An 11,278-nucleotide genomic window follows, 5' to 3' on the forward strand; every position below is an offset into this window, starting at 1 on the left:
GCGCGTGATTGTGGCACGGGAGTGCCCGCGGCGGGTCCCCGCTAGCGTGGTGGCATGGACAGTCTGCTGCTCACCGACGAACTGGTCCTGCTCGCGTACGACGACGACGGCGCCAACCGGCTCGGACGCCCACACCTCGACTACGGCCTCGCCGGTGCGGTGTTGCTGGAACTGGCGCTCGCCGGCCGGGTGGAGGTGACGGACAAGCACCTCGTGGTGACCGATCCCGCCCCGACCGGCGTGCCGCTACTGGACGACGCCCTGGCCATGCTGGCCGCCGCCGGGCGGCCCCGCAAGCCGAAGAACTGGATCGGCAAGCTGGCCAAGGGCCTTCCGGAGCGGGTCCTCGACGGGCTGGTGGACACCGGGGTGCTGCGCCGGGAGTCCGACAAGGTGCTGCTGATCTTCCCGCGTACCCGCTATCCCTCGCCGACCGGCGCCCAGCCGGCGGTGGAGACGGAGGCCCGGGAGCGGATGGCGGCGGCGCTGACCGGCAACGGCCCGGTCGACGCCCGGACGGCGGCGCTGCTCACGCTGACCCGGGCGGTCGGCCTGGACCGCAAGCTCTTCCGCGAGCTGCCGAAGGAGCGGGTGAAGGCCCGGATGGACGAGATCTCCGCGGGCGACTGGGCCTCGGCCGCCGCCAAGAAGGCCATCGACGAGATGCAGGCCGCGCTGATGGTCGCGACCACCGCGGCCATCGTCACCACAACTACCAGCTGAACGAGCGGCGGCGGCACCGCAGGGTGCCGCCGCCGTCGTGGTCCAGCTTCCGCCGGGGGTACGCCTCAGCCTGCGGTCGGCACGACCTCCGGCTCACCGGCCGGGGTCTCCGGCTTGACCGAGCGCAGCAGGACGGTAGCCACGTCGATCACCTCGACCTGCTCGCCGGCGCCCTTGCCGTTGACGCCGTCGCTGAGCATCGTCGAGCAGAAGGGACAACCGACGGCGACCGTCTTCGCCCCGGTGGCCATGGCCTCCTCGACGCGGTCCACGTTGATCCGCTTGCCGATCTTCTCCTCCATCCACATCCGGGCGCCACCGGCGCCGCAGCAGAAGGAGCGCTCGCTGTTGCGCGGCATCTCGGCGATCTCACCTTCGATGGCGTCACCGAGAACCTCACGGGGAGCCGCGAAGATGCGGTTGTGCCGACCCAGGTAGCAGGGGTCGTGGTAGGTGACGCCGCCGTCGACAGGCTGCACCGGGGTGAGCTTGCCGGTGGACACCAGGTGGGCCAGCAGCTGGGTGTGGTGGACCACCTCGAACTCGCCGCCGAGCTGGCCGTACTCGTTGCCCAGTGTGTTGAAGCAGTGCGGGCAGGTCGCGACGATCTTGCGCTTGGCCTTCTCGCGGCCCTCGAACGCCTCGTTCAGCGTCTCCACGTTCTGCTGGGCGAGCATCTGGAAGACGAACTCGTTGCCGATCCGTCGCGCCGGGTCGCCGGAGCAGGTTTCGCCCTCGCCGAGGATCGCGAACTTCACGCCCGCCTCGTTGAGCAGGGTCGCCACTGCCCGCGTGGTCTTCTTGGCCCGGTCCTCGAAGGCGCCGGCGCAGCCGACCCAGAACAGGTACTCGAAGTCGTCGACCTCACCCACCCGGGGCACCTCGAAGTCGAGACCCTTGGTCCAGTCCTCGCGGGTGTTCTGCGGGGCGCCCCACGGGTTGCCCTTGTTCTCCAGGTTGCGCAGCATCACGCCGGCCTCGGACGGGAAGCTCGACTCGATCAGCACCTGGTAGCGACGCATGTCAACGATGTGGTCCACGTGCTCGATGTCCACCGGGCACTGCTCGACGCAGGCGCCGCAGGTGGTGCACGACCAGAGCACGTCCGGGTCGATGACCCCGCCCTCCTCGGCGGTGCCGATCAACGGCTTGTCGCCCTCGGCCAGGGCCAGGACGTCCAGGTGGGCGAGCTGCGCCTGGGTGGCCTTCTCCTCGCCGGTGAGGTCCTTGCCGCCGCCGGCCAGCAGGTAGGGCGCCTTGGCGTACGCGTGGTCGCGCAGGCTCAGCACGAGCAGCTTGGGCGACAGGGGCTTGCCGGTGTTCCAGGCCGGGCACTGCGACTGGCAGCGACCGCACTCGGTGCAGGTGCTGAAGTCCAGCAGGCCCTTCCAGGTGAACTGCTCGACCTGGGCGACGCCGAACTGGTCCTTCTCCGGGTCGGCCTCCTCGAAGTCGAGCGGCTTGCCCTGGCTCGTCATCGGGCGCAGCGCGCCGAGGCCGGAACCGGCAGGCTTGGCCGGCTCACGCTTGAAGAAGATGTTGGGGAACGCCAGGAACCGGTGCCAGGCGACACCCATCGTGACATTCAGCGAGATGACGATCAGCCAGGTCATCGAGATCATGATCTTGATGGCCGCGGCGACGCTGACGCCGTCCTGCCAGTCGGGGAGCACCGCGCCGACCGCGTGGCTGACCGGGGTGGCCCAGAACGGGAACTCGAAGTGGTCCGTGGCGACCTTGAAGCCCCGGATCACGAACCCGAAGACCAGGACCAGCAGCACGACCCACTCGACGAAGTAGCCCTGCCACATCGTGGAGCCGGTGAACCGGGACCGGCCACCCGGCCGGTTGGGTCGGTTGCGCAGCCGGATCGCCATCAGCACCACGATGCCGACCAGGCCCAGCACGCCGATGATCTCGGTGACCAGGCCGAAGATCGTCCAGTTCCCGATGATCGGCAGACCGCCGTCGGTGGTGGCGACCTCGAAGTACGCCTCCAACACGAGCAGCGACAGCACGATGAAGCCGACCATCACGAACCAGTGGGCCGCGCCCACCACACCCCACTTGAACATCCGGGTGTGGCCGGCGGTCTCCACAAGCATGGTCTTGGTGCGGGCACCCTTGTCGCCGAACCGCTCCGGAGCGGGTTGCCCCAGCCGGATGACGGCCGTCATCTTCATGACCGCACGCACCGCCAGCCACACCGCCACGGCGGTGATGCCGGCCGCGAGGATCGTGGTGACGATCTGGACGCTGCCCATCGAGTTGGCCTCCCCGGTGTGCTTGCGGTCGAGCAGTTCAGCGACCGGGGGCCGGTGTCAGGACGAAGCCGGCGTCGCGCCGCTGCCGTACCTGCGACCGGACCGGTCGATGACCTCGCTCCGCTCGGTCATGCAGTGCAGCCTACGCGCAAGGTTACCCAGCAGTAACGTGAGTCATCTCGCAGTAGGCCACGCCGCCTGCGGACACCATAGGGTGCCCGACCACCGCCTGCCGGACAGGGGCGCGTCGGGGTGACCTGATCGTCTGCGAAAACGCAGCGACGAGCCGGCTCAGCGCCAGCGGGAGAGCAGCGCCAACGAGGCGACCATCGCGCCGAAGCCGACGGCGAGGTTCCAGTACTGCCACGAGGCGACCGGGTACTGCTGCTCGGACAGGTAGTAGACCACCAGCCAGCCGATGCCCGCGACGATCAGAGCGACAGCCGTGATCGGCAGCCACACCGGGCTAGGCTTGCGCGTCGACGCCGCAGTCGTCGGACGGACATCCGTCGGCGGCGTGTACACCTTCTTCTTACGGACCTGAGACTTGGGCACGACGCTCTCCAGAGGGGTGACGACCTCGTCCGGCCTGACAACCGGGCGCGGAGGCGACGGTTCATGGCCAATAATGTTCGACAGCTAGCGTAGTCCCGATCGGCCGCTTGGACCACGAATGGGGTCAGGCCGATGCGCGGAGTGACCGAAAAATGCGGGACTGTTCGCATCCCCGGCCCAGCCGGCGCGGGCCGGTCCCCGACACGCGGAAGGAACGCTCGGTGGAGTACACATCCGGCGGGGCCTCCTGGCAGAAGGTCCTCCGACGGGCCGTCGTCGGGCTGCTGCCCCGGCGGCAACGGCAACGTCGGTCCGGCTGGTCGATCGGCGTACCGCTGATCGCCGCCGCGGCGGGGCTGCTCTTCACCACCACCGCGACCACTGCCGGCGGCACCGCACTGCGGGAGGACCGGCGCCCCCAGCTCAACCAGCTCATCGAGGAACGCCGGGAGCAGGTAGTGGCTAGCGAGCGCCGAGCAGCCACGCTGCGCAACGAGGTCGAGGACCGTACGAACACACTTGCCGGCTCCGACGCCCCGATCCAGGCCCAGCAGACCCGCGCCCAGCGCAGCCTCCAGTCGGCCGGGTTCACCGCGCTCACCGGCACCGGCGTCACCGTCGAGCTGAACGACGCGCCCCAGCACAACGACGAGGCTCACTCCGACGCCAGCAACGACGACCTTGTGGTGCACCAGGGTGACGTACAGGCAGTGGTCAACGCGCTGTGGGCCGGCGGAGCGGAGGCCATGTCAATCATGAACGTCCGCGTGCTCGCCACCAGCGCGGTACGCTGCGTCGGTAACACCCTGCTGCTGCACGGGCGGGTGTACTCCCCACCGTTCAAGATCGTAGCAATCGGCGATCCCGCTGCCCTCCAGCAGGCCCTCGCCAGCTCTGAGGGAGTCCGGTTGTTCAAGGACGCGGTCGACGACTACCAGCTCGGCTACAAGGAGTCCGTCTCCACGGTGACGGTCCCGGCCTTCGAGGACTCCACCGCCCTGCGCTCGGCGACGGTGCCCCGGTGAGCGGCCCGGACGAGCGGCGCGACGGGCGACACCGCGACCAGGCCGACGAACCGACCGACTTTCTGCCCAAGGTCAACCGACCCGCGACTCCCGGCCGACCCGAGGCGACTCCCGACCGACCCGCGGCTCCCGGCCTCCCTGAGCCCACTCCCCGCCGCCCTGACGCGGCTGCCGGTCGACCTGGGCCGCCTCCCGCTCGGCCGAGTCCGGCCGGCAACTGGCCCGAACCGGTGCTGCCCACCCGCCCCGGCGCGACCCGTCCACCGGCCGCTCCCCGGCCGCCGAACGCCGGCCCGGCGGGCCCCTCGGACCGCCCCGCCGTAGCCGCACCGCCGCCCTGGCCCGGTGCCGCAGCGGCCAGCACCAGCCCGCACAGCGGGCCTACTGGCCCCGGCCCACGCGGCGCGCCCACCGGTCCCGGCCCGCATGGCGGGTCCACCGCGCCCGGCCCGCATGGCGGGTCCACCGCGCCCGGCCCGTACGGCGGATCCGGCCGTCCCACTGCCGGTGCTGACCGGCCGAGCGCTTCCGCCGACCCAGGGCCGGTCCGGCCGACAGGTCCCATCCGCCCGCCTGCACCGGGCGGCGCGCCGACCAGCCCGCCGGCCGCCAGCGGCCCGTCCGGCGTACCCACCGGGCCGGCTCCTGCCGGCGGCGGGCCGGCTCTATCCGGCGGCGGTCCGAGCCGGGCCGTGGGCGACGAGCCGACCGCGTACCTTCCGAAGGTCGGCCCCCGGTCCCCCCGCCCGACCGGGTCTCCGGGGAGCGCACCTCAGGCCGGGTCCGGTCGCGGCCCGGACCCCGCCGCCGACCCGGGCGCCACCGCGCTCATCCCCGCCGTGTCCGCAAGGCCCACGCCCCGGCCCCCGGCCATGGATTCCACGGCGCTGATGGGCGCGGTGCCCCGCACCCCGACCACCGACGACCCGGCCGGTACGGACGACGGCCCCGCCGAGCCGCCCCGCCCTCGCCGCGGCGAACGGGTGGTCCAGCTCCGGCCGCACCAGACCGGCGAGGGCTACAAGAGCGTCTACTCGGAACTCACCCGCCCGTCGCTCGGGTCCCGGATCCGTACCGGCATCCGGGTCACCGGCGAGGTGCTGATCACCTTCGGCCTCGTGGTGCTGCTCTTCGCCGGCTACGAGATCTGGGGCAAGTCGGCCATCGTCGACGCCCACCAGAACGACCTCAGCAACGAGCTCGCCCAGGTCTGGGCCCCTACCGACGACCCGACTGTCGCTCCGTCCGCCGGCCCGAGCGCCAAGCCGTCCCCTCCGGTCCGCGGCAAGCCGCTCGCCGGCCTCTACATCCCCAAGCTCGACAAGAGCTGGGTGGTGGTCGAAGGTGTCACCCAGGCCGACATCAGGTACGCCCCGGGCCACTACCCCGCCAGCGCGCTGCCCGGCCAGGTCGGCAACTTCTCCGTCGCCGGCCACCGCAACCGGGCCACGTTCTGGCGGCTGGACGAGCTGAACGAGGGCGACGCGATTGTCGTCGAGGGCAAGACCGAGTGGTACGTCTATCTGGTTTCGCAGTCCCGGATCGTCAAGCCGACGCAGGTCGAGGTGGTGGCTCCGGTGCCCGGCGATCCGGACAAGAAGCCGACCAAGCGGATGCTCACGCTCACCACCTGCAATCCGAAGTTCGACAACTACCAGCGCCTGATCGTCCACGCCGAACTGGACCGTACCCAACCCAAGACGGCGGGCCGTCCCGCCGAGCTGGGGGGCTGACCGATGTACGCGTTCATCTGGCGCAAGCTCCCCTTCGGCCTGGTCGGCAAGCTGACCGGCTCGGTGCTGCTGGTGGCCGCCACTGTGGCCCTGCTCTGGTTCGTGGCCTTCCCCTGGGCCGAGCCGCTGCTGCCCTTCGACGACGTGCAGGTCGAGTCCGGCGTGCCTGCGGAGACGGGCGGCGAGGACGCGGTGACCGGGGAGACCCCGGCCGGCGACGAGCACGACCTGCCGTACGACACCGAGCAGAACAATCCCGCGCCGTCCTCCCCGAGCAGGTGATCATGCGCGTCCTGGTGATCGACAACTACGACTCGTTCGTCTTCAACCTCGTGCAATATCTGGGCCAGCTCGGCGTGGACTGCGAGGTCCGCCGCAACGACGAGATCGACGTGGCCGAGGTCGGCCGGGTGGGCGCGGCGGGCATCCTGCTCTCACCCGGGCCGGGCAGCCCCGATCGCGCCGGCATCTGCCTTGACGTCATCCGGGAGTACGCGGGCGAGCTGCCGATCTTCGGCGTCTGCCTCGGTCACCAGGCCATCGGCGAGGCGTTCGGTGCGACAGTGACCCGGGCCCCCGAGCTGCTGCACGGCAAGACCTCCGACGTACGGCACCGGTCGGTTGGCGTGCTCGCCGGCCTGCCCGACCCGTTCACCGCCACCCGCTACCACTCGCTGGCCGTGCTGCCCGAGACGCTTCCCGACGAGCTTGAGGTCACCGGCTGGACGGGCTCCGGCGTGGTGATGGCGATGCGGCACCGCACACTGCCGATCGAGGGCGTGCAGTTCCACCCGGAGTCGGTGCTCACCGAGGGCGGTCACCTGATGCTCGCCAACTGGCTGGCCGGCTGCGGTCACCCGGAGGCGCTGGAACGGGCACCCGCGCTGGCCGCCGAGGTCGACGCCCGCCGCCTGGCGGCGTTCGCCACCACCTGAGAACCGCCGGAGTCGACTCGCGGGGCAGGTCAGGGCCGTAGTGCGTTCTGGACCGCCGGGTCCGCGGGCGAGCTGACCGCTGGCGCCCGGCCCCGGACCGCGTCCCACGCCGCCTTGCCACTGGCGAAGTAGTCCCGAACCGACTTCTCCGCGAGCAGGGCAGCGCCGCAGCCGTCGCAGCGGGCGGTCACGCCGTCGACGTCGAGGCCGATCTGCCGGCACAGCGTCACCGCTCGGGACAGGTGGTAGGACTGGGTGACGATAAGTGCCCGCTCGACGCCGTACACCTCGCGTGCTCGCAGGCAGCTGTCGTACGTGTCGAGGCCGAACGGGTCGGCCACCACGCGCTGCGGATCGACACCGAGCCCGGCGAGGTACGACGTCATCACCGCCGGCTCGTCACCCGAGGTGCCACCGCCGTCGCCCGACACGAGGACGACCTTGGCCCGCCCACTGGTCACCAGCGCCGCGGCGGTCTCCAGGCGGCCGGCGAGCCGGTCACCGGGACGTTGCCGATCAGCTGCCACGGCGGTGCCCAGGACGATCACCACGTCGGCGGCCGGCGCGTCGGCCTCCGAGTGCAGATGGCCGCGTGCGGCGAGCGTCGTCCACAGCCACGGAAGGCTGGCGAGCAGCAGCACGACGACGCCCAGGATGGCCGCGCGTCTGAGGCGTCGAGGCCAGCGGCGCACCGGCCCGGCCGCTGTCGCTTCTGAGTCGGTCATGCCGATGCCCAGGTGTGCCTAGTCCTGGGGAAGTCGGGTCGGCGGAGGCGGGAACGGCAGGCCGCCGCCGCCTCCGCTGCCAGGCGTGGTCGGCGTACCGGTCGGTGTGCCCGTCGGTGTGCCCGACGGCGTCGGGTCGGTCTCCGGTTCCGGCTGGCTCACCTTGATGGTCACCCTCGTGCCTGTCGGCTTCTTGTCCTTGGCGTTCGGGCTCTGGTCGGTGACCTTGCCGGCCTCAGCCGCCGGCACCTCCGGCCCGTTCTGGGAACTCACAGTGAAGCCCGCGTTGCGAAGGACGCGGGTGGCCTCGTTCTCGCTCAACCCGACCACGTCCGGCACCTCGCGGACCTTGCCGTTGGACACCGTCAGCGTCACCTGCGTGCCCTCGGGAACGCGCTGGCCCTCCGGCGGGTCGACGCTGAGGACCTCGTTCTGGGGCGCCTCGTTGTCCACCGTCTTGACCTCGTACTTGAGCTTCGCCTCGGTGAGCCGGGCGATCGCGCTCTCCCGCTTGCTGCCCTTGAGCCCCGCCGGAACCGCTACCTCGGGCTTGCCACCACAGACCTGGATCGTCACCGAGGCGTTCTGCTTCAGCCGACCGCCCGGCCCGGGGTCCTGTCGGACCACGCTGCCCTCCGTGCAGTCGCTGGCGAACACCGGATCGCCCACCACCGGCTGGAACCCGGCATTGCGGATCTCCGTGATCGCGGCTGTCTGACTCTTGCCAGTAAGGGTCGGCACCGGCTTCAGCGCCTCGTCCTGCTGCTGGCTCCAGAGCAGGGCCGCCACCAGGGCGATCACCGCCAGCACACCGACCGCGCTGAACAGGGCGATCAGCCAGGAGGACGCCTTGCGCTGACGCGGGTCGCCGACCCGGGCCGGGATCTGCCGGGTCTGCGCCCCGCCGCCGGCAGCCGGGTAGCCGCCTCCGCCGCCGGCCGGAGCCATCGCCACCGTCTCGGCCTCACGCAGCACCGGAGTGGCGAGCACCGGTCGACCGGCGGCGGCGCGCAGCAGGTCGGCCCGCATCTCCCCGGCACTCTGGTAACGGTTGAGCGGGTTCTTCGACAGCGCCTTGAGCACGATCGCGTCGACAGCCGGGTTGACGTCCGGGTTGATGTCGCTCGGCGTCGGCGGCGTCTCGCGTACGTGCTGGTAGGCGACGCTCACCGGGCTGTCACCGACGAACGGCGGGTGCCCGCATACCAGCTCGAAGAGCACGCAGCCGCCCGCATACACGTCGGAACGGGCGTCGACGGCCTCACCGCGCGCCTGCTCCGGGGAAAGGTACTGCGCCGTGCCGATGACCGCGCTTGTCTGCGTCATCGTGGTCGCGCCGCTGGCCAGAGCCCGGGCAATGCCGAAGTCCATCACCTTGACCTGGCCGGTCTGGGTGAGCATGACGTTGCCCGGTTTGATGTCCCGGTGGATGATGCCGTGCCGGTGGCTGAACTCCAGCGCCGCGCACATGTCGGCGCAGATCTCCAGCGCTCGACGTGGCTGAAGTCGCCCTTCGGCGCCGAGCACCTCCTTCAACGTCCGGCCGTTGACGAACTCCATGACGATGAACGGCAACGTCTCACCGGTCGGCGCGGTCTCCTCGCCGGTGTCGTAGACAGCCACGATCGCCGGGTGGTTGAGCGAGGCGGCATTCTGCGCCTCCCGACGGAACCGCATCTGGAACGTCGCGTCCCGGGCGAGGTCGGTTCGGAGCATCTTGATCGCGACGTCCCGACCGAGCCGGAGGTCGCGACCGCGGTGCACCTCGGCCATGCCGCCATAGCCGAGCAGCTCGCCGACCTGGTACCTGCCACCGAGCAGGCGGGCCTGCGCTGTCATCGCGTCTGTCGTCCTTCGCTCGTCGTCGTCCCGCCGTCGTCCGGCTGGATTCGTACCTCACGACGGTACGACGTCCGGGTCGCATCGTCGCGTCCGTCGAGCCCCAGCGCGCCGGCCGTCACGGTCTGTGAGGCCAGCGCGCCGGCGGCACCGTCCTGTGACTGCTTCCGCAGGCTGTAGGAAATCACGCCGGAGCAGATGAGGACCAGTACGGCCAGCAGGATGGCGAGGAGCACCATTCCGGGCCGCGACCGGTGGGAGTCCGGCCCGGGCTGCACCGGGCCGGCCTGGTGGACGTACGCCGGGGGGTGTTCCTGGCGGACCTGTGGCGGTGGCACCGCCGCGGCGCCACGGGGATAGCCGGCCGGGGCGGCCGGCGGTCGGGCGTAGGGAACGGCCGGCGCGACGGTGGTGGGGCGCAGTGGCTGGGCCGGCGGGACGGAGGTGGGGCGAAGCTGCTGGGCCGGCGGTACCGACATGGGGCGCGGCTGCTGAGCCGGCGGAACCGAATTCGGCCGCTGCCCGGCGGGCGCCGGGCGGTGCGGGGCACCTGGCGGGCGCATCTGGTGCGCCTGCGGCACCTGCGCGCGGCCGGGTGCGGCAGGTGAGGCCGGCGCTGCGGAGACCGGCCCGGGGTTGCCACCGGCCCGGGCCTGCTGGGAGAGCGCGGCCTTGAGCTGGCGGGCGACACCGGCGAGGGCTGCTGCGCTGGGCCACCGGGCAGCCGGATCCTTCGCCAACGCCCGTTCCACGACGGCCCGGACCTGCGGCGGGATGTCGGCGGGCAGCGGCCGGGGCGTCTCCCGGACGTGCCGCATGGCGATGTCGAGCGGGTTGTCGCCCTCGAACGGCCGCCGTCCGGCGAGGCACTGGTAGGCGACGACGCCGAGCGCGTACACGTCGGAGGCGGGGGTGGCAACGCCGCCGGTGGCCTGCTCCGGCGAGATGTACGAGGCGGTGCCGAGCACCGAGCCGGCGGCGGTGAGCTGGCCGACCATGTCGGAACGGGCGATGCCGAAGTCGGTGAGCACAAGTGTGCCGTTCGGCCGGACCAGCAGGTTGCCCGGCTTGACGTCGCGGTGCACGATGCCCTTCTCGTGCGCGGCGTGCAACGCGTCGGCGGCCTGCGCGACGAGGGCCATCGTCCGGGCCGGGGTGAGCCGACCGACCCGGCTCAGCGTGGACGACAGGGCGTCGCCCTCGACGTACTCCATGACCAGGAAGGCGATCTGCTGGTCGTTGCCGAAGTCGTAGACGTCCACCACGCCGGGGTGGTTGATGGTGGCCATCGTGCGGGCCTCACCGCGGAACCGCTCGGCGAAGTCCGGGTCGTCGAGCAGCGCGGGGAGCAGGCTCTTCACGGCGACCGTACGGCCGAGCACCTGGTCGGTGCCGCGCCACACGTCGCCCATGCCGCCGCTGGCGATCCGCTCGTCGAGACGGTAGCGGTTGCCGAGCTGGACGCCGGGGCTGAGCATG

Annotated in this window: 10 protein-coding genes; 5 read left to right on the forward strand and 5 right to left on the reverse strand. The window is 71.6% G+C overall.

Annotated elements, in window-relative coordinates:
• Positions 1–54: 54 nt before the first annotated feature.
• Positions 55–723, forward strand: coding sequence for a GOLPH3/VPS74 family protein (locus F4558_RS26210; protein WP_053651821.1), 669 nt, complete (start codon positions 55–57; stop codon positions 721–723).
• Positions 724–788: 65 nt separating this feature from the next.
• Here the strand turns inward: F4558_RS26210 and F4558_RS26215 are convergent, their stop codons facing one another.
• A complete protein-coding gene (locus F4558_RS26215; RefSeq protein WP_167946366.1) occupies positions 789–2,987 on the reverse strand; it encodes a (Fe-S)-binding protein in 2,199 nt (732 codons plus the stop codon).
• A gap of 291 nt (positions 2,988–3,278) precedes the next feature.
• Positions 3,279–3,542, reverse strand: coding sequence for a cell division protein CrgA (locus tag F4558_RS26220; protein ID WP_053651817.1), 264 nt, complete (start codon positions 3,540–3,542; stop codon positions 3,279–3,281).
• A 221-nt stretch (positions 3,543–3,763) separates the two neighbouring features.
• On the opposite strand from F4558_RS26220, the gene F4558_RS26225 reads away from it, so the two are divergent.
• The 4 genes from F4558_RS26225 (at position 3,764) to F4558_RS26240 (ending at position 7,235) form a co-directional block, all read left to right on the forward strand.
• Entirely contained in the window at positions 3,764–4,567 is an 804-nt protein-coding gene (locus F4558_RS26225; protein ID WP_053651815.1) for a DUF881 domain-containing protein, read from the forward strand.
• A gap of 230 nt (positions 4,568–4,797) precedes the next feature.
• Positions 4,798–6,300 carry a class E sortase gene (locus F4558_RS32420; protein ID WP_446685552.1) on the forward strand — a complete coding sequence of 501 codons (1,503 nt, stop codon included), beginning with the start codon at positions 4,798–4,800 and terminating at the stop codon, positions 6,298–6,300.
• 3 nt (positions 6,301–6,303) lie between these two features.
• Entirely contained in the window at positions 6,304–6,582 is a 279-nt protein-coding gene (locus F4558_RS26235; RefSeq protein ID WP_053651811.1) for a hypothetical protein, read from the forward strand.
• 2 nt (positions 6,583–6,584) lie between these two features.
• A complete protein-coding gene (locus F4558_RS26240) occupies positions 6,585–7,235 on the forward strand; it encodes an aminodeoxychorismate/anthranilate synthase component II (RefSeq protein ID WP_167946368.1) in 651 nt (216 codons plus the stop codon).
• 29 nt (positions 7,236–7,264) lie between these two features.
• On the opposite strand, the gene F4558_RS26245 is transcribed toward F4558_RS26240, so the two are convergent.
• From F4558_RS26245 to F4558_RS26255, 3 genes are read right to left on the reverse strand one after another with little or no spacing between them, the layout of a single operon-like run.
• Positions 7,265–7,960 (reverse strand): SanA/YdcF family protein, encoded by a 696-nt coding sequence (locus F4558_RS26245; RefSeq protein ID WP_167946370.1) that lies wholly within the window; start codon positions 7,958–7,960, stop codon positions 7,265–7,267.
• 18 nt (positions 7,961–7,978) lie between these two features.
• On the reverse strand, positions 7,979–9,799 hold the full coding sequence (pknB, locus tag F4558_RS26250; RefSeq protein ID WP_053651807.1) for a Stk1 family PASTA domain-containing Ser/Thr kinase: 1,821 nt from the start codon (positions 9,797–9,799) through the stop codon (positions 7,979–7,981).
• Positions 9,796–11,277 (reverse strand): serine/threonine-protein kinase, encoded by a 1,482-nt coding sequence (locus F4558_RS26255; protein WP_167946372.1) that lies wholly within the window; start codon positions 11,275–11,277, stop codon positions 9,796–9,798. Before F4558_RS26255 ends, pknB begins: the two co-directional genes overlap by 4 nt.
• Position 11,278: the final 1 nt, after the last annotated feature.

It is taken from the genome of Micromonospora profundi (assembly GCF_011927785.1).
In the GTDB taxonomy this organism is placed as follows: domain Bacteria; phylum Actinomycetota; class Actinomycetes; order Mycobacteriales; family Micromonosporaceae; genus Micromonospora; species Micromonospora profundi.

Excerpts from the sequence above, each read along its gene's own strand:
- F4558_RS26255 (WP_167946372.1), bottom strand. The coding sequence starts at position 11,277 with ATGCTCAGCCCCGGCGTCCAGCTCGGCAACCGCTACCGTCTCGACGAG.
- F4558_RS26245 (WP_167946370.1), bottom strand. The coding sequence starts at position 7,960 with ATGACCGACTCAGAAGCGACAGCGGCCGGGCCGGTGCGCCGCTGGCCT.
- pknB (WP_053651807.1), bottom strand. The coding sequence starts at position 9,799 with ATGACAGCGCAGGCCCGCCTGCTCGGTGGCAGGTACCAGGTCGGCGAG.
- F4558_RS26240 (WP_167946368.1), top strand. The coding sequence starts at position 6,585 with ATGCGCGTCCTGGTGATCGACAACTACGACTCGTTCGTCTTCAACCTC.
- F4558_RS26215 (WP_167946366.1), bottom strand. The coding sequence starts at position 2,987 with ATGGGCAGCGTCCAGATCGTCACCACGATCCTCGCGGCCGGCATCACC.
- F4558_RS26235 (WP_053651811.1), top strand. The coding sequence starts at position 6,304 with ATGTACGCGTTCATCTGGCGCAAGCTCCCCTTCGGCCTGGTCGGCAAG.
- F4558_RS26210 (WP_053651821.1), top strand. The coding sequence starts at position 55 with ATGGACAGTCTGCTGCTCACCGACGAACTGGTCCTGCTCGCGTACGAC.